This is a genomic window from Longimicrobiaceae bacterium, assembly GCA_036375715.1.
GTDB lineage: Bacteria > Gemmatimonadota > Gemmatimonadetes > Longimicrobiales > Longimicrobiaceae > DASVBS01.
In genome coordinates this window covers 1-23849 of record DASVBS010000064.1, presented here as the reverse complement: position 1 = coordinate 23849, position 23849 = coordinate 1, and the positions used below count along the sequence as shown (strand labels likewise).

General features: G+C 67.6%; 24 protein-coding genes. 17 read left to right on the top strand and 7 right to left on the bottom strand.

The window, feature by feature from the left end; genetic code table 11:
- Positions 1–2: 2 nt before the first annotated feature.
- The 3 genes from VF167_13195 to VF167_13185 are packed head-to-tail and all read right to left on the bottom strand — an operon-like array spanning position 3 to position 1854.
- Entirely contained in the window at positions 3–1097 is a 1095-nt protein-coding gene (locus tag VF167_13195) for a sugar phosphate nucleotidyltransferase (protein HEX6926370.1), read from the bottom strand.
- Positions 1069–1473, bottom strand: a complete 405-nt coding sequence (locus tag VF167_13190; protein ID HEX6926369.1) for a response regulator — start codon at positions 1471–1473, stop codon at positions 1069–1071. The genes VF167_13195 and VF167_13190 overlap by 29 nt, the downstream gene beginning before the upstream one ends.
- A gap of 24 nt (positions 1474–1497) precedes the next feature.
- Entirely contained in the window at positions 1498–1854 is a 357-nt protein-coding gene (locus tag VF167_13185) for a roadblock/LC7 domain-containing protein (GenBank protein HEX6926368.1), read from the bottom strand.
- Positions 1855–2016: 162 nt separating this feature from the next.
- On the opposite strand from VF167_13185, the gene VF167_13180 reads away from it, so the two are divergent.
- Genes VF167_13180 through VF167_13165 form a run of 4 tightly spaced genes read left to right on the top strand, consistent with a single transcriptional unit; the run spans position 2017 to position 7425 of the window.
- On the top strand, positions 2017–2595 hold the full coding sequence (locus VF167_13180; protein ID HEX6926367.1) for a hypothetical protein: 579 nt from the start codon (positions 2017–2019) through the stop codon (positions 2593–2595).
- Positions 2595–3881 carry a serine--tRNA ligase gene (gene serS / locus VF167_13175; protein HEX6926366.1) on the top strand — a complete coding sequence of 429 codons (1287 nt, stop codon included), beginning with the start codon at positions 2595–2597 and terminating at the stop codon, positions 3879–3881. Before VF167_13180 ends, serS begins: the two co-directional genes overlap by 1 nt.
- Positions 3882–3890: 9 nt before the next feature.
- Complete coding sequence (locus tag VF167_13170; protein HEX6926365.1) at positions 3891–5126, top strand: HAMP domain-containing sensor histidine kinase; 1236 nt, start codon at positions 3891–3893, stop codon at positions 5124–5126.
- A 7-nt stretch (positions 5127–5133) separates the two neighbouring features.
- Positions 5134–7425, top strand: coding sequence for a UvrD-helicase domain-containing protein (locus VF167_13165; GenBank protein ID HEX6926364.1), 2292 nt, complete (start codon positions 5134–5136; stop codon positions 7423–7425).
- A 15-nt stretch (positions 7426–7440) separates the two neighbouring features.
- On the opposite strand, the gene VF167_13160 is transcribed toward VF167_13165, so the two are convergent.
- From VF167_13160 to VF167_13150, 3 genes are all read right to left on the bottom strand, one after another.
- On the bottom strand, positions 7441–8385 hold the full coding sequence (locus VF167_13160) for a zinc dependent phospholipase C family protein (GenBank protein ID HEX6926363.1): 945 nt from the start codon (positions 8383–8385) through the stop codon (positions 7441–7443).
- A 4-nt stretch (positions 8386–8389) separates the two neighbouring features.
- Complete coding sequence (locus VF167_13155; protein HEX6926362.1) at positions 8390–8761, bottom strand: hypothetical protein; 372 nt, start codon at positions 8759–8761, stop codon at positions 8390–8392.
- Between the two features lie 101 nt (positions 8762–8862).
- A complete protein-coding gene (locus VF167_13150) occupies positions 8863–9249 on the bottom strand; it encodes a P-II family nitrogen regulator (GenBank protein HEX6926361.1) in 387 nt (128 codons plus the stop codon).
- A gap of 223 nt (positions 9250–9472) precedes the next feature.
- On the opposite strand from VF167_13150, the gene murA reads away from it, so the two are divergent.
- From murA to nusA, 5 genes are all read left to right on the top strand, one after another.
- A complete protein-coding gene (murA, locus tag VF167_13145) occupies positions 9473–10768 on the top strand; it encodes a UDP-N-acetylglucosamine 1-carboxyvinyltransferase (GenBank protein HEX6926360.1) in 1296 nt (431 codons plus the stop codon).
- Positions 10769–10976: 208 nt separating this feature from the next.
- Positions 10977–11309, top strand: a complete 333-nt coding sequence (locus VF167_13140; GenBank protein HEX6926359.1) for a hypothetical protein — start codon at positions 10977–10979, stop codon at positions 11307–11309.
- Positions 11306–12082, top strand: a complete 777-nt coding sequence (locus tag VF167_13135; protein HEX6926358.1) for a polyphenol oxidase family protein — start codon at positions 11306–11308, stop codon at positions 12080–12082. The genes VF167_13140 and VF167_13135 overlap by 4 nt, the downstream gene beginning before the upstream one ends.
- A gap of 215 nt (positions 12083–12297) precedes the next feature.
- Positions 12298–12804, top strand: a complete 507-nt coding sequence (rimP, locus tag VF167_13130; GenBank protein HEX6926357.1) for a ribosome maturation factor RimP — start codon at positions 12298–12300, stop codon at positions 12802–12804.
- A gap of 43 nt (positions 12805–12847) precedes the next feature.
- Entirely contained in the window at positions 12848–14215 is a 1368-nt protein-coding gene (gene nusA, locus VF167_13125) for a transcription termination factor NusA (protein ID HEX6926356.1), read from the top strand.
- A gap of 15 nt (positions 14216–14230) precedes the next feature.
- Here nusA and VF167_13120 read toward each other — a convergent pair whose 3' ends face one another.
- Positions 14231–14443 (bottom strand): hypothetical protein, encoded by a 213-nt coding sequence (locus VF167_13120; protein ID HEX6926355.1) that lies wholly within the window; start codon positions 14441–14443, stop codon positions 14231–14233.
- 187 nt (positions 14444–14630) lie between these two features.
- Here VF167_13120 and infB point away from each other — a divergent pair, with 187 nt between their 5' ends.
- The 8 genes from infB to ald form a co-directional block, all read left to right on the top strand.
- Positions 14631–17348, top strand: coding sequence for a translation initiation factor IF-2 (infB, locus tag VF167_13115; protein ID HEX6926354.1), 2718 nt, complete (start codon positions 14631–14633; stop codon positions 17346–17348).
- Positions 17349–17361: 13 nt separating this feature from the next.
- The gene (locus VF167_13110; protein HEX6926353.1) at positions 17362–17643 is read left to right on the top strand and encodes a DUF503 domain-containing protein; all 282 of its coding nucleotides are present in this window, start codon (positions 17362–17364) and stop codon (positions 17641–17643) included.
- Positions 17644–17777: 134 nt separating this feature from the next.
- Positions 17778–18167 (top strand): 30S ribosome-binding factor RbfA, encoded by a 390-nt coding sequence (gene rbfA, locus VF167_13105; GenBank protein HEX6926352.1) that lies wholly within the window; start codon positions 17778–17780, stop codon positions 18165–18167.
- The gene (truB, locus tag VF167_13100) at positions 18164–19042 is read left to right on the top strand and encodes a tRNA pseudouridine(55) synthase TruB (GenBank protein ID HEX6926351.1); all 879 of its coding nucleotides are present in this window, start codon (positions 18164–18166) and stop codon (positions 19040–19042) included. Before rbfA ends, truB begins: the two co-directional genes overlap by 4 nt.
- A complete protein-coding gene (locus VF167_13095; protein ID HEX6926350.1) occupies positions 19039–20001 on the top strand; it encodes a bifunctional riboflavin kinase/FAD synthetase in 963 nt (320 codons plus the stop codon). The genes truB and VF167_13095 overlap by 4 nt, the downstream gene beginning before the upstream one ends.
- Before the next feature lie 106 nt (positions 20002–20107).
- The gene (gene rpsO / locus VF167_13090) at positions 20108–20371 is read left to right on the top strand and encodes a 30S ribosomal protein S15 (protein ID HEX6926349.1); all 264 of its coding nucleotides are present in this window, start codon (positions 20108–20110) and stop codon (positions 20369–20371) included.
- Positions 20372–20507: 136 nt separating this feature from the next.
- Positions 20508–22604, top strand: a complete 2097-nt coding sequence (locus VF167_13085) for a polyribonucleotide nucleotidyltransferase (protein ID HEX6926348.1) — start codon at positions 20508–20510, stop codon at positions 22602–22604.
- A 226-nt stretch (positions 22605–22830) separates the two neighbouring features.
- Positions 22831–23849: alanine dehydrogenase (gene ald / locus VF167_13080; GenBank protein ID HEX6926347.1), on the top strand; the 1019-nt coding region annotated here is incomplete at its 3' end.

Sequence of the window (23849 nt, the reverse complement as noted above, 5' to 3'; positions counted from 1 at the left end):
GCTCAGCCGAGGGTGCGCAGCTCTTCTGGCAGGGTGGCGAGCAGGTCCTTGAGCTCCGAGACCCGGTCCCTGTGGGCGACGAAGGTGACCCCGGAGGCCCGCACGATCACCAGGTCCTCGACCCCGAAGGCGACGAGCGGACCATCATCGGCGTAGAGGGCGCACCCGCGTGCGTCGAGCGAGTAGACCTCGCCGATGGACACGTTGCCGTTCTCGTCCCGCGGGTGGGTTCGATAGACGGCGTCCCAGGCACCAACGTCGTCCCAGTGGAAGTTTGCCGTGACCACGCCCACTCGATCCGAGCGCTCGAGCAGCCCGTTGTCGATGGACAGGGTGGGCGCCTGTCGGAAGAACTCCTCGGTTCCCCCTTCGCGCAGGATCGGGATCAGCGATGAGAGCTCGGGCGTGAAGCGCTCGAGCTGATCGAGAAGGTCGGCCACCCGCCACACGAAGAGGCCGGTGTTCCACAGGTAGCCGCCCTCTTCCAGGTAGCGGGTAGCGGTGGCGCGGTCGGGCTTCTCCACGAACGCCTCGACAATGTGCGCGGCATTCTCCGGGCCGCCAGTCTCGATCACTTCGCCCACGCGAATGTAACCGTACCCGATCTCGGGGCGGTCCGGCTGCGCCCCCAGGGTGAAGAGGCGGCGGTCCCGCACGGCCAGCTCGGCCGCCAGGCGCAGTCGGTCGCGGAAGGCGTCCGCGGGGTCGATCACGTGATCCGCGTGGAGCGAGATCATCACCGCGTCGGGGTCGCGCCGCTCGATCTCCGCGGCCGCCCAGGCGAGCACCGGAGCGGTTCCCGCTGCGCGCGGCTCGAGGAAGAGGTTCCCCGGCTCGAGCTCGGGAAGGGCCGCGCAGATCGGGTCGGCCAGGTGTCGCCCGGTAAGGATGCGGAGGCGCTCCTGCGGAACCAGCGGCAGGATCCGCTCGACGGTCTCCCGGATCAGCGGGCGAGGCCCAGCGAGCGGGAGGAGCTGCTTGGGGTGCGAAGGAGTGCTGGCAGGCCAGAACCTGGACCCGACTCCGCCTGCCAGGATGACGGTCCAGAGGTGGCGGTCGATCTCGGTCTCAACCATCCCGGCCGGCAAAGAGCTCATCGATACGTCCCAGGAGCTTGTTGGGGCTGAAGGGCTTGGTCAGGAAGTCCGTGGCCCCCAGCTCATAGGCCCGCGTGCGGTCGGTTACCTGACCCTTGGCGGTGAGCATGATCACCGGCGTGTTCTCGCGATGCGGATAGGAGCGAATCTCCTGCAGCACGTCGAAGCCGCTCACGTACGGCATCATGATGTCCAGGAGAACCAGGTCCACCGGTTCGTCGCTGCGGAGCACCTCGAGCGCGCGGCGCCCGTCGGAGGCGAGAGAGACCCGGTATGGCCCTCGCTCGAGCTTCATCTGAATGATGCGCCCGATGTGCGGCTCGTCGTCGACCACCAGGATGTGTCGCTCCGTGGGGGTCGCTTCGTTCTCCGTCATCGGCAGTTCGTCTGCGGACACGCTTCAGACCAGCGCGGCGATATGGCTGCGATCGCGGCGCACCTCGCGCAGGAGCTTAGAGAAGGGCACTCCCGACCGAAGGACGACCGCGAGGAGCAGCTCCGGGGACAGTGGCATCACGATGGCCACGCCCCGCTCGAGCTCCAGCACCGCGGTAGCGCAGGCTCCGCCACCCACCGCCTCGCCCAGCGCGTCAACCGCTGAAATCAGCCCTGGCACCATCGCGGAGACTCGATCGGGATCGAGATCCGATTCCTCACCGGAATGACGCACGAGCAATCCGTCCACGCCGACGAGAAGCACGTGCTCGACGCCTTCGTGCGTTCTCAGGTTGAGCAGGGCTTCGTCGAGCTGGTTCATGGGCAATGGCGGTGAAAACAGGTGCTCCCTGCGAACGGCCGCAAGCTAGACCTGCCCTGTCGAATGCGTCAAGGCCGGGCTCTCTCTCGCCTTGACGCCATCGGCTTGTGGGTTCTATGGTTATGCCTCTCTGAGACTTCCGGCTCCAAAGGAGTTTTCCGCTTGCGAATACAGGCCCTGGGTGGTGTTGCGCTGCTCGCGCTGGCTCTGGCGGCGTGCGACGATCCGAACGATGGCTTCTTCGATCCCATCATCCGTGAAGACACGGTGGACCTCGGGCTCCCGACGACGGAGCTCGAGCTTCCCAGTGCCCTGGATGTCGCTTACGCGGTGAGCCCGATCCGGGGGCGGTTCCCGGAGCTGGTCGTCGACGCGGAGCAGTGGGACCTGGCGATTCGCGCGGAAGACGGAACCCTTGTCTTTGTCCCGGCCGCCACCTTCGGCTTCCAGAATCCCACGGGGGGGACGTCGCGAGCGGCCCTCACCCTGCCGATGGAGCGAGCCTTCGAGGAGGTCATCGAGGCGCCGACCGCCGGGGCTTTCCGCTCGGACACGACGATCGCGATCCTCACCGGTCGGGTTTACGTGGTCCGCTCGCGCCGCACTCCGGTGTCGTTCGGAGGCTGTGAGAATTACGCAAAGGTGCAGCCACTCAGCGTGGATCCGGTGGCCGGCACGGTGAAGCTCCGCGTAGCCGGCAACGCCCGCTGCAACGACCCGCGCCTGGTCGAGGACGACTGATGCTCGACCTCAAGTGGATCCGGCGCGACGCGGAGGAGGTCCGGGCGCGGTTGGCGATGCGCGGCGCGCCGGAGCGCACGGACGCGGCGGTGGACGGGCTGGTGAGGCTCGACGAGGAGCGGCGGGCGTTGATCGCCGAGGGCGAGGCGCTGAAGGCGCGGCGCAACGTCGTTACGCGCGAGATCAGCGAGCGCAAGCGGGCGGGTGACCCGTCGGAGGACGTGATCGCGGAGATGCGCGCCGTGGCCGACCGCATCCGCGAGATCGACGGGCGTCTGCGCGAGGTGGAGCAGGAGGTGGAACATACGCTCCTGCGCCTCCCCAACGTACCCGATCCGGATCTGCCGCTCGGCGGCGAGGAAAGCAACCAGGTGGTGCGCGAGTGGGGCAGGCCGGTCGAGCTTGACTTCGAGCCCAAGCCCCACTGGGAGCTGGGCGCCTCGCTGGGGTTGATCGACCTGTCCACCGGTGCCCGCGTGACCGGCAGCGGGTTCGTCGCCTACACCGGAGCCGGCGCGCGGCTGCAGCGAGCGCTCATCAACTGGATGCTCGACCTCCATCGCGAGGAGCACGGGTACACCGAGGCCTCGCCCCCGTACCTCGTGAACCAGCAGACGATGCAGGGGACGGGGCAGTACCCGAAGTTCGTGGAGGACGGGGACGCCTACGAGATCCCCTCGGACGGTCTCTACCTGATCCCGACCGCCGAAGTGCCGATCACGAACTTCCACCGCGAGGAGCTGCTCGACGGTAGTCGACTCCCCCTCTCCTACGTGGCCTACTCTCCCTGTTTCCGGCGCGAGGCGGGGGCCGCGGGCAAGGACACGCGCGGCCTGCTCCGAGTCCACCAGTTCGACAAGGTGGAGCTCGTCCGCTTCGAGCGGCCCGAGGACTCGGCGGAGGCGCTGGAGAAGCTCACGGCGCACGCCGAGCGCGTGCTCCAGCTCCTGGGGCTTCCCTACCGGGTGGTGCTGCTCGCCGCCGGGGACCTCGGCTTCTCCTCCCGGCGTACTTACGATCTGGAGGTCTGGGCTGCAGGCGTAGGAAAGTGGCTCGAGGTGTCGAGCTGCTCGAACTGCGGCGACTACCAGGCGCGGCGAGCGGAGATCCGCTTCCGGCCGGCACCGGGCGAAAAGCCCGAGTACGTACACACGCTCAACGGATCAGGGGTCGCCCTCCCGCGCACCATCGTCGCCCTCATCGAGAACTACCAGCAGCCCGACGGATCCGTCGTCGTCCCCGAAGTCCTGCGCCCCTACGTCGGCACGGATCGGTTCATTCCCTAGGGAGGTCCCTTGCCACGTCGCTACTGGCCGACGGCCCTGGGTCTGCTGGCCGCGGTCGTACTCGGCTGGTATCTGCTCTACTCGCAGCTCCTGCTGCGGGAGATGCAGCGCGACGCCCTCGTGCACTACCAGATCTACAGCCGGATCTTCAGCGCGCTCACAGATCCGGATCCGACCGAGGGAGCCGCGGAGGGTGCGCTGTTGGAGCTCAGCGACTATATCCGGTCGCTGGACTTCCCGATCATCATGACGGATCCGGACGGCATTCCCGCCCACGTCAGTAACCTCCCCTTTGAAGCCGATCCCAACAACCCGAGCGATCACCCGCGGCTTTACGCGTACGCGCGGCACCTGGCGCAGATCCACGAGCCGTTGCACACCGAGCTCGGCACCTTCTATTTCGGCAACCCGCCGGTGCTCGAGCGGATGCGATGGATCCCCTGGCTGCTGGTGGGGGCGCTTGGAGGCCTCGTGCTCGCGGCCTGGCTGCTGGTGCGCCACAACCAGCGGGTCGAGCGTGAGCGAATCTGGGCCACCATGGCTCGCGAATCGGCACATCAGATGGCCACGCCGCTATCCTCGCTGGCGGGCTGGGTCGAGATCCTGCGCCTCCCGCCCGAGGAACGCGACGAGATGGCAACGGTGGAGGCCGTGGCCGCCGAGATGGAAGCGGACATCGACCGGCTGGAGAAGGTCGCCCACCGCTTCGAGTGGATCGGCCGCCCGGTGCGTTTCGAGGCGGTGGAAGTACGGACGCTGCTGCGTACTCTGGAGCGCTACGTGCGCGTCCGCATGCCACAGCTCTCGCAGGGGGTAGAGCTGGAGTTGGAGGTGCCCGAGGGGCTGCCACCAGTCCACGGTAACGCGGTCCTGCTGGAATGGGCGCTCGAGAACCTGGTCAAAAACGCGTTGGATGCGCTCGCCGGCTCCGGGGGTAATATCCAGATCCGGGCAGAGCGTGTCTCGCCGCGACGGGTGGCGATCGAGGTTGCCGACGACGGCCCGGGTGTCGCGCCGTCGGTGCGGACGAGTCTCTTCGATCCGGGGGTGACCACCAAGAAAGGTGGCTGGGGGGTGGGGTTGTCACTGACTCGTCGCATCGTTGAGGACGTGCACCACGGCAAGCTCGAGCTGGTGCCCACGGAGCGGGGCGCGCTGTTCGTGGCTACGCTCCCTGCGCTGGAGAAGGCCGAGACTCCGGCGCGTCCCAAACCGGCCGCGCAGCCGACCACCACAGCCAACTGAACGCAAGTTGTCGTATCTGGATAGACTGAATCCCGAGCAGGCGGAAGCGGCGCGTCATTTCGAGGGGCCCTTGCTGGTTCTAGCGGGCGCCGGCTCCGGAAAGACGTCCGTGCTGACCGCGCGCATCGCCCATCTCATCGACGAGTACGGCGTGGCCCCCGACTCCATCCTCGCCCTCACCTTCACCAACAAGGCGGCGGGGGAGATGCGCGAGCGTGTGCGCGCGCTGCTGGGTCGCGAGCCCGCGGGCATGTGGATCGGGACCTTCCACGCGATCGGCGCGCGCATGCTGCGTCGGGACGCCGGCCGGCTCGGGTGGACGCCGAACTTCCTCATCTACGACGCGGAGGACTCGGAGCGGCTGGTCAAGCGCATCCTCAAAGAGGAGCTGCGCCTCGACCCCAAGAAGTGGAGCCCTCGCGCCGTGCGCGGCGCGATCTCGTCGGCCAAGAACGAGCTGCTTGGGGTGGAGGAGTACGCGGCGCTCGCCAGCGACTTCTTCGCCCGCACCGTTGCGCAGGTCTACGAGCGTTACCAGCGCGCGCTCCGCGACGCCAACGCCTTCGACTTCGACGACCTCCTGGTCAAGCCGGTGGAGCTGCTGAAGGCTCACCCGGACGTCCTGCGTCGCTACCAGGATCGCTTCCACTTCGTGCTCGTGGACGAGTACCAGGACACGAACCGGGCGCAGTACGTCTTCCTGGGCCTGATGGTGGGGGAGAAGGGGAATCTCTTCGTGGTGGGCGACGACGACCAGTCCATTTACGGTTGGCGGGGCGCCAACATCCGCAACATCCTCGACTTCGAGCAGGATTTCCCCAACGCCCGACTCATCCGCCTGGAGCAGAACTACCGCTCCACCCAACGGATCCTGGCGGCGGCCAACCGGGTGATCGCGGAGAACGTGCGGAGAAAGGGCAAGACCCTGCGCACAGCCAACTCCGAGGGGGACCCCCTCACGTTGGTGGAGATGCAGGACGAGGCCGACGAGGCGGAATGGGTGACCCAGGAGATCCGGCGCACCCTTTCCGACGTGCCAGAGCGCTCACCCAGGGACTTCGTGATCCTGTACCGCACCAACGCGCAGTCTCGAGCCATGGAGGAGGCGCTGCGCAGGGAAGGGCTTCCCTACCGGATCGTGGGCGGGCAGCGCTTCTACGAACGGCGGGAGGTCAAGGACACCCTCGCCTACCTGCGGCTCGTCGCCAACCCGGCGGATGACGAAGCGTTCCTCCGCATCGTCAACGTCCCGCGGCGCGGGATCGGCGAGGTCACTCTGGCGCGTGTGGCCGAGTGGGCGCGCGAGCAGAAGGTGCCGCTGCTGCTCGCCGCGGCCCGGGCCGACGAGATCGACTCGCTGCGTGGCGGGGCCACCGGTTCCCTGCAGGAGATGGCGGGGTTGCTCCAGAAGCTATCGGCCGTCTCCGACGGCCAGGTCCGGCTCGACGAGCTGCTGCGTATGGTGGTCGCGGAGACCGGCCTGGCCGATGCGCTGCTCAACGAAGGCGCGGAGGGAGAAGATCGCCTGGCGAACGTGGAGGAGCTGATCGCGGGCGCCGCGGACCTCCAGATGCGGCTCGACGAAGGGGATGAGGCGCTGCTGCAGGAGCTGGAGAGCGTCGAGTCGATGCGCCCGATCGATCTGTTTCTCGCGCACGTGGCGCTGGTGACCGACATCGACCAGCACGACCCCAACGCCGACGCCATCAGCCTGATGACGCTGCACAACGCGAAGGGGCTGGAGTTCCCCGTGGTCTTCGTGACCGGTATGGAGGAGGGGCTCTTCCCTCTGTCCCGGGTGCTCGCCGAGCCGGACGAGCTGGAGGAGGAGCGGCGCCTCTTCTACGTGGGGATGACCCGCGCCGAGGAGAAGCTCTACCTGACCTACGCGCGGCGCCGACGCCGCGGCGGGGAGTGGATCGACTCGATCCCTTCGCGCTTTCTGGAAGCCATCCCGAAGGAGCTGCTCGATACCCGGCAGTCGCGGCGCGCCCGGGACCTGTACGCCCCCAGCCGGCCGTGGCGAGTGGGAGTGCCGCAGGCGAGCCCGCGTCGCCGGGTGCGCCTCGGGCTCTCGGCGGAGGCCGAGTCCGCAGGACGCACCGTGGACTACTCCGAGTCGCAGGACCAGCCGCGGCTCATTCGGGGCGCGCGGGTGCGCCACCCGCAGTTCGGAGGGGGGACCGTTGTGGAGCTGTCGGGATTCCGGAACGACGTGCGGGCCACCATCGACTTCGACGAGGCCGGCCGTAAGACGGTGGTGGTGCGCTACGCAAACCTGCAGCCGGATTGGGACTGAGGAGCTGCGCCCGGCTTACACCTCGACCCCGTTGCGGTGCTCGTAGACCTCGGTCGGCGGGCGCAGCGGCTTCCCGCTGCTTTTCCAGTGACCAAAGAGCACCGGGGGCAGAGGGAAGAAGTCGTCCGCCATACTGAGCAGGGTCGCCCGATCCTGAGTCGCTCTCTCCCTCAGCGCCATGCGGCGGATCTTCTTGGAGAGGGCGAGGTTCTCGTCGCCGATAGGATCGAGGGACGCCGCCACCGCCTCGCCCCGACGTGTCAGGTAGTCGATGATGTAGTCGAACGAGCGGACGATGTAGGCGTCGATCTCCTCGTGCGTCAGGGTCCAGCGCGAGTTCTGCAGCAGGGTGGAGAAGACCGACTGCCAGCGATCGTTGTCCTGGAAGCGGATCATCCCTCGGAAGATCCGCCGGTTGGTATGGAAGGAAAAGAGGGTCGCCGATAGGACCCGGTCGAAGAGGGCGTCCGCGGCCGAGTGATCGTGGTCCATGACCACCTCGCGGGCGAGGCGCATGTATCCCTCACCCAACTGGTAGTCCATGCGGTGCTCCCAGTACGAATGCCCCAGCGCCTTGCTGCTGGAGGTGAGCAGGAGCTGCCGCGGCACGAAGAAGTTGTGGGCGATGGTGTCCCCGGCGAGGTGGGCGAGGTAGCCGAGCGCGACGGCACGCAGCCGGTCGGTATCCGCCGTCTCGTAGATTTCCTCGCCGACGTGCCAGTGGTGGCAGTGCCGTCCCTCGGGAACGTACTTCTTGGCGAGCGAGATGTCCGCCGCCATGGAGCCGTAGAGGAAGTCGTAGGGGTAGGCCCCGAGCAGCGCTCGCACCGCCTGCGGCAGCAGGTGCAGCGACTCGAGTACTCCCTGACCGAGATAGACGTGCGTGGCGGGCCCCCAGGCGTAGGCCACGTCAGGGAGAAGGATGAGAGCGAGGAAAGTGAGCGCGATCGCCAGCGCCACAGGGTTACATCCCGAGCTTGCGCCGCGCGCGCTTGCGGCCGCGTGACATTTCCTTCACCTGCTCCTGCACCATCTCCCGCAGTTCCTTCCGGGCATCGTCGAGGATGCCGGCGACCTCGTGGCGGAACTCACCCAGAAGCTCCTTGCCGGCGCTCACCACCTCGGCGGTCAGATCGCCTGTCGCCTGTGATCCCTCCCGCACCGCGTCGCGCGCCCGGACGTAGCTCTTGCGCATCTGCTTCCGGTACGGCTTGAGCTGGCGAATGATCCTCTGCTTGGGCGTGCGCTCCGGAGTCAGAAGCAAGGTGGCGCCGATTCCGAGTACGGTTCCTACCGCGAAAGCCGTCAAAAAGTCTACCGTGTCCTGGCGCGCCATGTTTCATCCTCCGAAGATGGTTGCCGTGCACCCTGGGTGCGTTCGTCCGCCCCTGGTCGCGCATGTCGCATGCCCGGTGCGACCCGGCTGACCACTGCTTTTCAGCCGTCCGCGGGCAGTCGTGACTGGTCTTCCGCCGCGGCGTCGTGGCCGAGCTCCGGAGCCAGGCCAACGACCCGATTGACTGGCACCGTCACTACGATACCCGTCGCGGGATCCTCGAGGTTCCCGCAGATCTCCTGCAGCAGGGAGATGACCGCGTCGACCTTCTCGTCTTCGCGGATCACGCTGAAAATCGTCTGGTTTTGCGGGCGTGAGAAAGAGGCGAGGTTTTCCAGGCCGGCGAATATCGGGATGTCGTGCGAGAGGACCCGGCCCATGCCCTCGCTATTGATGATGGTGGCACCGGTGACGCCCAGCTCTACCAGTCCGGAGAGGATCTCGTCGAGCTTCTCTTCCTGGTTGATGACGGCGATCAGGAGTTGCACGCGAGCCTCTCGAAGTCGTACACGAATCCCGGGTAGGAGGTCGGGGAATGCTCCCGAAATTACCCGGCGCGAGGAAACAGTGTCAAGCCGCGGTGCGGACGATTCGCGCCGGAGGCTTGCACGATCCTTGCTCCCGTCGCCTACTCATTCTGAACCTCCCGGAGGGCGCCATAGGTGCAGCCCGCCGGCCCCAGCGACCGTATTCGAGGAAGAGGAGAACCCGGTGCCGAAGTTCGTTGTGGAGGGTGGACGCCCATTGAGGGGAACGGTGCGCCCGGCGGGTAACAAGAACGCCGCGCTACCCATGATCGCCGCAGCCCTCCTGACCGAGGAGGAGGTGATCCTGGAGAACGTGCCGGACATTCGCGACGTCCGGACGCTGCTGGAGCTGATACAGACGCTCGGGGCGGAGACGGAGTGGATCGGCGATCACCGGGTGCGCATTCATGCCCGCAACGTGGGGCAGGCCCAGCTGGCGGCCGCCCAGGCCTCGCGCATCCGGGCGTCGATCCTCCTGGTCGGTCCGATGGTGGCGCGCACCGGACAGATGCACCTGCCGCCGCCGGGCGGCGACGTGATCGGCCGCCGTCGCATGGACACGCACTTCCTGGCGCTCGGCGCCCTGGGCGCCGAAATGGGGTTTGAACGCCAGGTGTTTGGCCTGCGTTCGCGCGGGCGACTGAAGGGGGCGGACATCTTCCTCGACGAGCCGAGCGTGACCGGCACCGAAAACGCCATCATGGCGGCGGCGCTGGCGCAGGGGACGACGCGGCTGCGGAACGCTGCCGCGGAGCCGCACGTCCAGGACCTCTGCCACATGCTGGTGGGGATGGGGTGCGAGATCTCAGGGATCGGCACCAATACGCTGGAGATCCAGGGGGTGGAGCGCCTGCGCGGGGGGACCTTCCGCATCACCTCCGATCACATCGAGGTGGGCTCCTTCATCGGTCTGGCCGCGGTGACCCAGGGAGAGATCCTGATCGAGGACGCCGCGATCCAGCACCTGGACTCGACTCTGATCGGCTTCGAGCGGTTGGGGGTGCGGGCGGAGAAGCGGGGGAAGGACCTCTTCATCCCCGCCGACCAGGAGCGGAAGGTAAAGACCGACCTGGGCGGCTACATTCCGAAGATCGACGATGGCCCCTGGCCGGCATTTCCCGCGGATCTGACCTCCATCGCGCTGGTCACCGCGACCCAGTGCGACGGCACGATCCTGATCCACGAGAAGATGTTCGAGTCGCGAATGTTCTTCACCGACAAGCTGGTCGCCATGGGGGCCCGTCTCATCCTGTGCGATCCGCACCGCGTGGTGATCGTCGGGCCGTCACGCCTCCACGGCGCCACCGTCGAGTCCCCCGACATCCGCGCGGGCATGGGGCTGCTCATCGCGGCCCTCGGCGCCGAAGGGACCAGCGAGATCTACAACATCGGCCAGATCGAGCGGGGCTACGAGCGGATCGATGAGCGCCTGCGGTCGCTGGGGGCGGTGATCGAGAGGCAGGATTCGCGGGAAGAGTGATACGAATTACGAATTACGGATTACGAATTACCTGCCGGCCTTGTCGCCTGTGCCCGGAGAAGGACCACGTCGGGCGACGGTGCCTGGTGCGATGCTTCGCTCCGCCCCTGCGGGGCTCCGCTCAGGATGACAAAGGGTAGTAATTCGTAATTCGTAATTCGTAATTCCCGAAACGACCTTCGCTTTGGTGGAGAATTTGGCTGAGAATATGAGCACTGAGCGTCGCGGCGGCATTGGCGAAGGTATCCGTACCGGCATCGGGATCCTGACGGCCTTCAAGGAGGCGGTGGAGGAGACGCTGGAGGAGGCGGTCGAGCGGGGGGATCTCTCGGCGGATCGAGCGAAGCAGGCGGTCCAGCGGGCCGCGGAGCGGTTGCAGGCGGGGCTGGAGGAGGCGCGGGAGCGCCTCGAGGTGGTGAGCCGACGCGAGCTCGAGGCGCTGCGCGAGGAAGTGGCCGAGCTGCGGGAGCGTGTCAGCCGCCTGGAAGGGGCGTCGTCCGGCTCCGACGATCGCCCGAGTGACATCATCGTCACGGAGTGAGCCGGCTGTCGGTGTCTCGGGTGGAGGAGGTCCGTGCCGCCGGTGACCTCCCTCTCTGGCAGCATCCGGAATGGCTGGAGCGGATGCCGTGGCTGGTGCAGGGGATCACCGGCCGCGGGGACGAGGCGGAGCCCTTCGACCTGGGCCTTTTCGGAGCGGCTCCGGTGGGAGCGGTGGTGGCTCGATGGTCACGGCTCCGCCGCGCCACCGGGATGCGGCGCGTGGTCCATTCCCGTCAGGTGCACGGTGCGGAGCTACGTTCCCACGGCCCAGCGGATGAGCCGGGTCTGCTCATCGGCGACGGACACGACGGCCACCTCACCCGTTCCCCCGGGGTGCTGCTCACCATCTCGGTGGCCGATTGTGTGCCGGTCTACCTGGTCGATGTGCGTATCCGGGCGGTGGCACTCGTTCACGCGGGGTGGCGCGGGATTGCGGCGGGGGTCGTGGAGCGGGCGATCGACCGGTTGCGGCGCTGGCAGGGAGAGGGCGAGCCGGAGCTCTGGATGCACTGCGGGCCATCCATCTGCGGCGAGTGCTACGAGGTCGGGCCCGAAGTACACGCGGCTCTCGTCCCGAACGAGCCGGCGCCGTCCCGACCGGAGCCGATCGATCTGCGGGCTGTCGTCCTCGAGCGCGCCGCTGCCGCGGGGATCGACGTGGGGCGGATGAGTGTATCCACTCACTGCACACGATGCGGCCCGGGGGCGTTCTTCTCGCATCGAGGTGGCTCCGCGGGTCGGCAGATGGCGGTGTTGGGTGTTCGCGCCTAGCGTGATCGCGCTGGAGGAAGCTCCCTGGCCTTGTGCCCTGGTATTCGGGGCCAGGTATTCGGCGGTGCCCAGCCGGCTTGCCCATTTTACCGAATTTTGGTATCTTTAAGGGTGAGCGGCGAGCAATGCGGGCACCGTTGAAGGAGTCCGCCGTCAGGAAGTGGGGGAGCAGGTGCCCCACTTTTTTTATTTGTTGTGCCGCTGAGAGGGGGCTCGTGGCGGATCAGGATTTGAGGGAGGAGATCGAAGCTGGTCTCGGTGAGCTCGGGTTCGAGCTGGTGGAGCTCGAGCGGGGCGGAACGAGCCGGCGGCCTGTGCTCCGACTTCGCATCGACAGGCTCTCGGGGGGGGAGGAGGACGTCGGAGTCTCGCTGGACGATTGTGCCCGCGTGAGCCGCGCTCTGGAGGCTCGGCTCGAAGCGAGCGAGCGGGTGCCCGCGACGTATGTGCTGGAGGTGTCGTCGCCGGGAGTGGAGCGTCCGCTGGTGCGCCGAAGGGATTTCGAGCGCTTTGCCGGCCGGGAGGTGGTGCTGCAGGGTAAGCAGCCCCTCGCCGGCCGGTCGCGCAAGCTGCAGGGCGAGCTGCTCGGGATCGAGGGCGAGGGAGATGCAGAAACCATCCGCTTGCGGCTTCCGGATGGCGAGGAACTCGACATCCCGCGACGGGAGCTGACGCGGGCCAATTTGGTGTTTCGCTGGGGTAGCGAGGGGCGCCGCACCTGAGGGCCGCGGCGAAGTCCCCGGATTCACACGAGGATCGACAGTCATGAACAACGCTAGCCAGATACTCGCGGCTTTCCGGGAGCTCGCGCTCAACAAGAACATTTCGCGCGAGGAGCTCCACGACCTGATCAAGGACGGGATCCTCGCTGCCCTCGCACGCCGGTTCGGCCCCAACGTCGAAGCCGAGATCGAGATCGACGAGGAGACCGGACGGATCGACATCACCGTGCTGAAGGAGGTGGTGGCTGAGGTCGAGGATCCCTCCCGCGAGGTCTCCCTCGAGGAGGCGCGGTGGGACGATCCGGAGTTCGAGATCGGGGACGTGCAGGAGGTGCCGGTCGAGTTTGCCGACTTCGGGCGCAACGCCGTGATGGCGGCCAAGCAGCGAATGCTGCAGCGCGTCCGCGAGGGCGAGCGTCAGAAGATCATGGAGGAGTACGCCGGCCGAGTGGGCGAGCTCCTGTCCGGCGAGGTTCAGCAAGTGGAGCGGGGCAAGGTGGTGGTGATGCTGAACCGGACCCGCGAGGCGGACGCGATCATCCCCTGGAAGGAGCAGAACCCGCGCGAGCGTTTCCGCCAGGGTGAGTCCATCCGGGCGGTGCTGAAGAAGGTCGAGGAGACGCCCAAGGGACCGCGCATCATCCTGTCCCGCGCCGACCCGCTCTTCGTGGCCGCGCTCTTCAAGCTGGAGGTTCCGGAAATCCAGCAGGGGATCGTCGAGATCCGCGCGGTGGCGCGCGAGGTCGGCGGCCGCACGAAGCTGGCGGTGTCGTCGCGCGACGAGTCGATCGACCCGGTGGGCGCGTGCGTGGGTCTCAAGGGCTCCCGCGTGCGGGCCGTGGTGCAGGAGCTCGGCGGCGAGCGCATCGACATCGTGCCCTGGCACCCGGACCCCGAGGTGTTCGCCAAGCGCGCCCTTGCGCCGGCGCGGGTGGCCAAGGTGATCTCGGACTACGACGCGCGCGTGATCACCGCGATCGTGGACGAGGATCAGCTCTCGCTGGCGATCGGGCGCAATGGCCAGAACGTCCGTTTGGCTTCGCAGCTGATCGGTTGGGAGATCAACCTCTTCGGGTCGCGTGAGTGGCTGGAGCGGGGCGCGCACGCCGCGCTCTTCGGTGGAGGCGAGGGCGAGGGGGGCGACGAGTACGAGAGCGCGGACTTCCCGCTTCGCGAGCTCAACCTCCGGCCGGCCACACTGGCGGCCCTGGAAGCCGCCGGCTATACTACTTTCTTCGACGTGATCGACCTGGAGCGCGAGGATCTGCTTCGAGTTCCGGCCATCGGACCGGAGGAGGCGGAGGAGGTGCTGGCGCTGATCGAGGAACTCACGGTGGAGGAGGAGGCCGAAGCCGAGAGCCCCGAAGGAGGGTTGACAGCTCAGGAGAACGCGGAGAACTTCCGAGCCTGACCGCTGTATATGACTCTAGCCGCCCCCGCCGGGGGGCTGCCGGCCCGGCGCGTGCTGGAAGTACTGGGCCTCTGTGCCCGGGCAGGCGCGCTCGTGACGGGAACGGAGGCAGTCCGGCAGGCGGTGCGCGAAGAGCGGGTCCACCGAGTCATTCTCGCCGAGGATGTGGCACCCGGCCAGCGGCGGAAGCTTCTGCCGCTGCTCCAGGCCCGCGCGGTGCCTTCTCACACTCTGTTCTCGCGGGTAGAACTGGGCTCCGCCGTAGGTCGGGGCCCGGTTTCCGCTCTGGGGGTTACCGACAGAAATCTGGCGCGCCGTCTCGGTGAGTTGGTCTCGGCGCTTACGAGCTCAGGCCCGCGGGCAGGATCGTGAGTCGTCTATCTCTGCAGGTTCGATCAAGGAGGATGTAAGGCGGATGCGAGTGTACGAAGTGGCCCAGGAGTTCAACGTTTCCTCCGAGGCCTTGGTGCACCTCCTGCGGGAGATGGACATTCCCGTTCGGAGTCACATGACGATGCTCGCCGAAGAGCACGTCGCGAGGCTGCGGACGGTCCTGGAGCGCGAGCGTCGTCTCGGGCACAAGAGCGCCGAGGAGGCGATCGAGCACGCCCTCGAAGACGCGGGCGCCGGTGCGCGCCGGCGCCGCCGCCGTCGCGTGGAGCGAGAGGAGCCTGCCAGCGCACCCGTGGAGGCGAGCGCGGATAGCACCGCCTCCCCGACCGCCGATGCGGCCGAGGCCATCGCGGCGGAAGCGGCCGAAAAGGCTGCAGAGGAGCGAGCTAAGCCGGTCGTCGCCGAGGCTGAGCCTGCCGCGGAGAAGCCCGCACCGGCCGAGCCGAAGGCCCCGACGCCTGCGCCAGTGTCCGAGGCCGGGCCCCGCCCCGCGGCGCCGCCGTCGGCGCAGCCGGAGCGTCCCGCGGCTTCGGCCACCCCAACCCCCGCCGCGCCCGCACAGCGCGCGGCGCCGCCGCCACCCGCGCCGGAGCGTCGCACTGCGCCTCCTCCTCCGTCACGCGAGGAGGCCGCACGTCCTGCTGCTCGCGCCGAAACCCCGCCGCGTCCGGCTCGCGCCGCCGATGTGGCCGGCCCGCCGACCCCGGTGCGGCGAGCTGCCGCACCCCCGGTGCCGGCTCGCCACGGGGCGCGGCCTGCCGCCGCGGAGGCAGACGGTCGCAAGCGCCGCAAGAAGGATCGGAAGAAGCGCCGTGGCGTGGACCAGGAGGCGGTCGACGAGATGTTCCGGAAGACCATGGCCGCGATGGAGGGCGCCGGCGGCCGCCGGCGGCGCAAGGGTCGCGATCATGGTCCCTCGGCGCAGGAGCGACGCGAGGAGGAGCAGGAGCGGATCCGTCAGGAGGAAGCGACCACGGTACGGGTCAACGAGTTCCTGACCGTCGCCGAGCTCGCGGAGCTGATCGACGTGACGCCCACGCAGATCATCTCCTCCGCCTTCAAGAACCTGGGCTTGATGGTGACCATCAACCAGCGGCTCGACTTCGACCAGATCGAGCTGCTGCTCGACGAGTTCGGGTACAAGGCGGTGCGCGAGGAAGAGTACGGCGCCGAGATGGAGGAGGTGAGCGAGGAGGATCGCCCCGAAGATCTCCAGCCGCGGCCGCCGGTGGTCACCGTCATGGGCCACGTCGACCACGGCAAGACCTCGCTGCTCGACTACATCCGCAAGACCAACGTCATCGCGGGCGAGGCTGGCGGCATCACCCAGCACATCGGCGCCTACCACGTCGAGCTGGATGACGGCCGTTCCATCACTTTCCTCGACACGCCGGGGCACGCGGCCTTCACCGCCATGCGTGCGCGCGGCGCGGAGGTAACCGACCTGGTGATCCTGGTCGTGGCCGCGGACGACTCGGTGATGCCGCAGACGATCGAGGCGATCAGCCACGCCAAGAACGCCGGCGTGCCGATCGTGGTCGCGGTCAACAAGATCGACCTTCCGGACGCCAACCCGCTGCGCGTGAAGCAGGACCTGCTGCAGCACGGCGTGGTGCTCGAGGAGTTCGGTGGCGACGTGATGTCGGCCGAGGTCTCCGCGAAGCGCGGAATCGGCATGGACGACCTGCTGGAGAAGGTGCTGCTGCAGGCGGAGGTGCTGGAGCTGAAGGCCAATCCCAACCGGGAGGCGCACGGTGTCGTCATCGAGGCGCAGCTCGACGTGGGGAAGGGGCCGGTGGCCACCATCCTGGTCACCAACGGCACGCTGCGCGTCGGCGATCACGTGGTGGTCGGGCTCTACGCCGGACGCGTCCGTGCCATGCTGGACGAGCGTGGAAACCCCGTCACCGAGGCGGGCCCGGCCACGCCGGTACAGGTGCTGGGTCTCTCCGGGGTGCCGGCGGCGGGTGACCAGCTGCTCGCCATGGATGCCGAGCGGGCGACCGAGATCGCGCAGACGCGGCAGCGCCTCGAGCGCGAGAAGCGGATGCGGATCAAGAGCCGCGGCGTCAAGCTGACCGACATCTCGAAGCTCCTCGCCGAGGGCGAGACGCAGCAGCTCAGCCTGGTGATCAAGGGCGACGTGGACGGGTCCGTGCAGGCCCTTTCGGACTCGCTGGAGCAGCTCTCGACCCCGGAGGTGCGGGTGGAGGTGATCCACCGTGGCGTGGGAGCGATCAACGAGTCCGACGTGCTCCTCGCCTCCACTGCGGGCGCCATCGTCATCGGCTTCCACGTGCGACCCTCCGCCGAGGCGCGGGCGGTGGCCGAGCGCGAAGGGGTCGACATCCGCCTGTACAACATCATTTACGAGGCGGTCGAAGAGGTGCGGGCGGCCATGGAGGGCATGCTCTCGCCGGAGGAGCGCGAGGTGATGCTCGGTACGGCCGAGGTGCGCCAGCTCTTCAAGGTGCCACGCGTCGGCACAGTCGCCGGCTGCATGGTCACGCAGGGCGAGATCCAGCGTCGCGGGCGGGTCCGTGTGATTCGCGACGGGGTGCAGGTCTACGAGGGCGAGCTGGGTAGCCTGAAGCGGTTCAAGGACGATGTGCGCGAAGTGCGCGAGGGCTTCGAGTGCGGCCTCAACATCGCCAACTTCAACGACCTCAAGGTCGGTGACATCATCGAGTGCTATCGCGTGGAGGAAGTCGCCCGCTCGCTGACCGGAGTGAGCGAGTAGTCGCACGACCAAGATGATCATCGGCCTGGCAGTCTGGCAGCTGGTGCTGCCGGGCTGCTCTTCGCTGAAGGAGAAGAGGTCCGTGGTGAAGAGCCTGAAGCAGAGGCTTCACAACGAGTTCAACCTCTCGGTGGCGGAGACGGCTCGGCAGGACGAGATACAGCGTTGTGAGCTGTGCGCCTGTGTCGTGGCAACCGACCAGCCGCACGCCAATTCGGTCCTGATCTCCGCCGATCGGTTGGTGGAGAGCGAGTATCGGGCGAGGATCGTCGATTCGTACACGACCTACTATTGAGCCGCCGCCCCCCGGCCCGCTGGCGGAGGTGCGTCGGTGGCAACGAAGATCCCGGGCGCGCGACGGTTCGTTCGCGCGTCCGGGATTGCGATTTGCGGCAACCGCGCGCGGCTGACAGCGATTGAATCGAGACCATGCCCCGTTATCGCAGAACGGATCGAATCAACGAGCTCCTGCGGGAGGAGATCGCGCTGATGCTCCGCTCCGAGGTTCGAGATCCCCGGGTGGGACTCGCCACGATCACGGCCGTGGAGACCTCACCGGAGCTCGATCATGCCCGCGTGTACTTCACCACCCTGGGTGGTGAGGAGGCGCGCGAGGAGGTGCGGCAGGGATTGAACAGTGCGGCGGCGTTCATGCGCACGCAGCTCGGCCGACGGCTCCACATTCGCCGCGTCCCGGAGCTTCACTTCGAGTACGATCGGGTGCTCGAGGAGGCCACGCGAATCGAGCAGCTCCTGCGCGAGGCGCTGCCGGCCGACGAAGGCGACGACACCGAGGCCACCGATTCGACCGAGGAATGAGTGGCCTGAACGGGGTTCTACCGGTCGACAAGCCGAGTGGCCCGACGTCGCACGACGTGGTGGCCACTGCCCGTCGCGCGCTGAAGCTGCGCAGGATCGGGCACACGGGAACGCTCGACCCGTTCGCGTCCGGGTTGCTCCTACTCTGTCTCGGCCCGGCGACCCGTATCGCCGAGTACCTCACCTCCCTGGACAAGAGCTACGCGGCCACCGTCCGCCTGGGGATCGCGACCGACACGGACGATCACACTGGCGAACCGGTGAGCGTCAGTGAAGGTTGGCGCGAGCTCACCGAAGGACAGGTGAGGGAAGCCCTGGAGGCGCAGACCGGCACGATCCTGCAGACCCCGCCGGCGTACTCTGCCAAAAAGGTGGCCGGCGAACGAATGTATGCAGCTGCGCGGAGGGGTGAAGTGGTGGAGCGTACACCTGTGTCGGTGACGATCCACTCGATTCGCATTACTCGTTTCGAGCTGCCGGAGCTGGACCTGGAGATCGATTGTGGCAGTGGTACATACATTCGCGCGATCGCCCGTGATCTCGGCGAAGCGCTGGGCGTGGGTGCGCATCTGACCGCGCTACGACGCACGCGTGTGGGTCGCTTCGAGGTGGGTTCTGCCCTGGCAATGGAAGCGCTCGGTGACGAGCAGGCCGTTCGCGCGGCACTGCTCGCTCCCGCCGAAGCGCTCTCCCATCTGCCGGCGGTGACCCTGAACGAAGTGGAGACGAGCGCCGTGCTGCATGGTCGCGCGGTGGCAGCGCCCGAATCGGTTCCGTCCACCGGCCCCCTGGTGCTACTCTCCGGCCAGCGTGAGCTGGTCGCGGTGGCAGAGCGGAGCGGAGCGAAGATCCGTCCGAGAAAGGTGTTCGCGTGAAAGTGGTGGAGATGCGGCTCGAAGGTCCTCCCCTGGAGCTCGGGCCGGCGGGTGCAGTGGTCACGGTGGGGACCTTCGACGGGGTGCACCTCGGGCATCGCAAGGTCCTGGCGGAAATCGTCCAGCGATCCCGGTCCAGCGGGCGCAACAGCGTTCTGGTCACCTTCGACCCGCATCCGCTCAAGGTGATCCGTCCGGAACAGGCGCCGCCGCTGCTGACCACACTCGAGGAGAAGATCCCCCTCCTCGAGCAAACCGGCATCGACTACCTCTGCGTGCTGCCCTTCACGCCCACGCTGCGGGCGTACTCCGCCCGACGCTTCGCCACGGACGTGCTCCTGGAGCTGGTGGGAATGCGCGAGCTGGTGATGGGCTACGACCACGGCTTCGGCAGGGGTCGGGAGGGCTCGCCGGACACCATGCGCGAGATCGGCGGGGAGCTCGGTTTCGAGGTGGATGTGGTCGACGCGGTAGTGGTCGACGGGGAGCCCGTCTCGTCCTCACGGGTGAGAGGGCTCTTATCGGAGGGGCGCGTGGCGGAGGCGGGCCGGCTCCTGGCCCGGCCGTATTCGCTGCACGGCATCGTCGAGGCAGGCGCGCACCAGGGCCGCCGGCTCGGCTTTCCGACCGCCAACGTACGCGTGGCGGGCGCGGACAAGATGCTCCCGCGCGGGGGGATCTACGCCGGTTACGGCAGCGTGGGCGAGATCCGGCTTCCGGGGCTCATTCACCTCGGTCCGCGACCGACCTTTGCCGGACTCGGTCCGAGCGTCGAGATCCACCTGCTCGACTGGTCCGGAGACCTCTACGGGCACGATCTGCGTGTCGAGTTCTGCGGCTGGCTGCGGGAGATCGTGGCGTTCGACTCGGTCGAGGCGCTGGTCGACCAGATGCACCGCGACGCCGAGGCGGGCCGCGCCCTGCTGAGCGGGGCAGGCTCTCAGAGCGCTTGTGCCTGATCCGTGCCAGAGCTATACTTATCGGCTATCATCAGTCCAACCGGGAACACAATTCCGGGGCTGTAGTCTGCTTCGCAAGCAGCGTAGACTCTTGAGGAGGCATTGAATGGCGCAGATCGACCGCGAAGCCATTATCAAGAAGTACCAGCTACACGAGAAGGATCGGGGTTCGGCCCGGGTGCAGATCGCCCTGTTGACCGAGCGGATCAACTACCTGACCGATCATTTCCGTACCCATCACAAGGATCATCATTCGCGGCGAGGGCTGCTGAAGATGGTGGGGCAGCGACGGCGCCTTCTTGAGTATCTGAAGAGGACGGACCTCGAGCAGTATCGTGCGCTGATTGCGGAGCTCGGGCTACGGCACTAGACGGACAGAAAACGTCGCCGCACGGCACGGGCTGTGCGGCGATTTTTTCATTTTTACGTATGCGGCCGTGTTCGGGGGACGCGCCCGGCAGACATCCTGAATCCCCCACCCTGCAAAGCGGAAAAGCGGACGAGAAATGGCAAAGATCGAGCGGCAATTCGCAGGACGGCCCCTGATCATCGAGACGGGGAAGATGGCGCGGCAGGCGGACGGGTCGTGCGTGGTGCAGTTCGGGGAGACGATGGTGCTCTGCACCGCGACGGCGCAGGACACGCCGACGCACCTTCCCTTCTTCCCCCTCACGGTGGAGTATCGCGAGAAGACGTATGCCGCGGGGAAGATCCCCGGCGGCTACATCAAGCGCGAGGGGCGGCCTTCGGACAAGGAGATCCTGTCCGCGCGCCTGATCGATCGGCCGCTGCGGCCGCTCTTCCCGGACGGCTTCCTGCACGAGACGCAGATCTTTGCGTACGTGATCTCTGCCGACCAGGAGAACGATGCGGACGTGATCGCGCTGACCGGTGCTTCGGTGGCGCTGAACCTGAGCCGCATCCCCTTCAATGAGCCGGTCGCCGCGGTGCGCGTGGGCCGGATCCAGGGGCAGTGGGTGCTGAACCCGACCTTTCAGCAGCTCGACTACTCCGACGTGGACATCGTGGTGGCGGGCACCGAGAAGGCCATCACCATGGTGGAGGGTGGCGCGCTGGAGGTGCCGGAGGAGGAGATCGCCGAAGGGTTGCTGGTGGCGCACGAGGGGATTCGGGAGCTCGTCCGCATTCAGCGCGAGCTGATCGAGCAGGTGGAGCGTCCGCCGGAGATGGAGTGGTCGCCGGTAGCCGCCGACGAGACGCTGCGGGAGCTGGTGACGCGGCTCGCCTCGCCGCGCGTGAAGGACGCGATGCAGGTGGGCGACAAGGCGCAGCGGAACGCGCTGCTGGAGGTGATCCGCACCGAGGTCGCGGCGCAGGTCGCGCTCGAGGTGCCGGAACAGGAGGTCGCCGTCGCGCCGCTGATGAAGGAGATCGAGAAGCGCGAGATGCGGGAGATGATCCTCTCCCAGGGTATCCGCGCCGACGGTCGTGGGCTGGACGAGGTGCGGCCGATCTCCATCGAGCTCGGTATCCTACCGCGCGCGCACGGCTCGGCGCTCTTCACCCGCGGGCAGACGCAGTCGCTCGGTGTGGTGACGCTCGGTACCCCGCAGGACGAGCAGCGGCTGGAGTCGATCGACTACCCCACGGAGCAGACGAAGAGCTTCATGCTCCACTACAACTTCCCTCCCTTCTCGACGGGGGAGGCGAAGCCGGTGCGGGGAACCAGCCGGCGGGAGATCGGGCACGGCGCGCTGGCGGAGCGTGCGCTGGCGGCCGTTCTGCCCGCCTACGAGGACTTCCCGTACACCATCCGGGTGGTCTCCGACATCCTGGAGTCGAATGGCTCCTCCTCCATGGCCACCGTCTGCTCGGGCAGCCTCGCCCTGATGGACGCGGGGGTGCCGATCCGGGCCGCCTGCGCCGGCGTGGCGATGGGCCTCATCAAGGAGGGAGATCGGGTGGCGGTGCTCACCGACATCCTCGGGCTGGAGGATGCGCTCGGGGATATGGACTTCAAGGTGGCGGGCACGCGCGAAGGAGTCACTTCGATCCAGATGGACATCAAGATCGAAGGGCTCACCGTCGAGATCATGCGTGAGGCGCTCGAGCGGGCCCACCGCGCGCGCATGCACATCCTCGACGAGATGGAGAAGGCGATCAAGGAGGCGCGCCAGGAGCTCTCGAAGTACGCCCCTCGCATCATCACCATCAAGATCAATCCCGCCAAGATCGGCGAGGTGATCGGTCCGAAGGGCAAGACCATCCGCGGGATTCAGGAGGCCACCGGCGCGACCATCAACGTGGAGGACGACGGCACGGTGACGATCTCCTCGCCGGGCGGCGAGGGCGGCGAGCGGGCGCGGAAGATGATCGCCGCGATCACCGAGGAGCCGGAGGTCGGTCGGATCTACGAGGGAGTGGTGAAGAGCACCACCAGCTTCGGCGCCTTCGTGGAGATCCTGCCGGGAACCGAGGGGCTGGTCCACATCTCGGAGCTCCAGGAGGGTCGGACGGAGAAGACGGAGGATGTCGTCAAGAAGGGAGACATCACCCACGTCAAGCTGCTGTCCATCGACGAGAAGGGCCGGCTGCGCCTCTCCCGCAAGGCCGCGCTCGCGGAGATGGCCGCGGAGGTCTGAGGCCGGGCGGCGGCAGGCGGTATGAAAAGGGCGGGTGGGCCGAGTAGGTCCGCCCGCTTTTTGCACGAATTACGAATTATGAATTACGAATTACTGGAACGTCCTGATTTTGAGTTGGCTCCGCAGGGGCGCCCCTACAGGATATTGGGAAACGCGGTCCGGAATCGTAATTCGTAATTCGTAATTCGTAATTTCCCAGAACCTCTCTTCCACCACGCGCCCGAGCATGAAGATCGGCGTTCCCAAAGAGGTCAAGGTCGCGGAGAACCGGGTGGCGCTGGTGCCGGCCGGGGCCGAGGTGTTGGTGCAGCGGGGGAGCGAGGTGCTGCTCGAGCGCGGCGCCGGTGTGGGAAGCGGCTTCGACGACGAGCAGTACCGGGCCGCGGGCGCGGAGATCGTGGACAGCGCCGAGGAGGTCTGGACGCGGTCGGAGATGATCCTGAAGGTGAAGGAGCCCACCCCCGAGGAATGGCCCTTCATCCGCCCGGGGCAGCTGATCTTCACCTACTTCCACTTCGCCGCGGACGAGCGCCTCACCCGCGCCATCATGGATTCCGGCGCGGTGGCGATCGCCTACGAAACGGTCCAGCTCGATTCCGGCGACCTCCCGCTGCTCACGCCAATGAGCGAGGTGGCCGGGCGGATGGCGGTGCAGGCAGGGGCGAAGTACCTCGAGCGGTTCCACGGGGGGCGGGGGCTGCTCCTCGGCGGGGTCCCCGGGGTGCCGCCGGCCGACGTGGTGATCCTGGGCGGAGGCGTGGTGGGGGCGAACGCGGCCCGCATCGCGGCCGGCTTCGGCGCGCACGTGCGCCTGCTGGACATCTCGCTCGAGCGCCTGAGGTATCTCGCCGATGTCATGCCCTCCAACGTCGATCTCATCTACTCAAACCGCCACAACCTCCTCGAGCAGCTCGCCCACGCCGATCTGCTGATCGGCGCAGTGCTCCTGCCCGGCGCGAAGGCGCCCAAGCTGGTCCGCGCCGAGGACCTGAAGCTGATGAAGAAGGGTGCGGTCATCGTCGACGTGGCGGTCGACCAGGGCGGCTGCGTGGAGACCATCCGCCCGACGACGCACGAGGATCCCATCTACGAGGTGGATGGGGTGATTCACTACGGCGTGGCCAACATGCCGGGCGGAGTGCCCCGCACCTCCACCCTGGCACTGACCAACGCGACCTTCCCCTACGCCGCCCAGCTCGCGCGCATCGGCTGGGAGGAGGCCTGCCGCCGCGACCGCGCCCTCCT

Excerpts from the sequence above, each read along its gene's own strand:
- VF167_13195 (HEX6926370.1), bottom strand. The coding sequence starts at position 1,097 with ATGAGCTCTTTGCCGGCCGGGATGGTTGAGACCGAGATCGACCGCCAC.
- VF167_13190 (HEX6926369.1), bottom strand. The coding sequence starts at position 1,473 with ATGACGGAGAACGAAGCGACCCCCACGGAGCGACACATCCTGGTGGTC.
- VF167_13185 (HEX6926368.1), bottom strand. The coding sequence starts at position 1,854 with ATGAACCAGCTCGACGAAGCCCTGCTCAACCTGAGAACGCACGAAGGC.
- serS (HEX6926366.1), top strand. The coding sequence starts at position 2,595 with ATGCTCGACCTCAAGTGGATCCGGCGCGACGCGGAGGAGGTCCGGGCG.
- VF167_13155 (HEX6926362.1), bottom strand. The coding sequence starts at position 8,761 with ATGGCGCGCCAGGACACGGTAGACTTTTTGACGGCTTTCGCGGTAGGA.
- VF167_13140 (HEX6926359.1), top strand. The coding sequence starts at position 10,977 with ATGAGCACTGAGCGTCGCGGCGGCATTGGCGAAGGTATCCGTACCGGC.
- nusA (HEX6926356.1), top strand. The coding sequence starts at position 12,848 with ATGAACAACGCTAGCCAGATACTCGCGGCTTTCCGGGAGCTCGCGCTC.
- infB (HEX6926354.1), top strand. The coding sequence starts at position 14,631 with ATGCGAGTGTACGAAGTGGCCCAGGAGTTCAACGTTTCCTCCGAGGCC.
- VF167_13110 (HEX6926353.1), top strand. The coding sequence starts at position 17,362 with ATGATCATCGGCCTGGCAGTCTGGCAGCTGGTGCTGCCGGGCTGCTCT.
- rbfA (HEX6926352.1), top strand. The coding sequence starts at position 17,778 with ATGCCCCGTTATCGCAGAACGGATCGAATCAACGAGCTCCTGCGGGAG.
- truB (HEX6926351.1), top strand. The coding sequence starts at position 18,164 with ATGAGTGGCCTGAACGGGGTTCTACCGGTCGACAAGCCGAGTGGCCCG.
- rpsO (HEX6926349.1), top strand. The coding sequence starts at position 20,108 with ATGGCGCAGATCGACCGCGAAGCCATTATCAAGAAGTACCAGCTACAC.
- VF167_13085 (HEX6926348.1), top strand. The coding sequence starts at position 20,508 with ATGGCAAAGATCGAGCGGCAATTCGCAGGACGGCCCCTGATCATCGAG.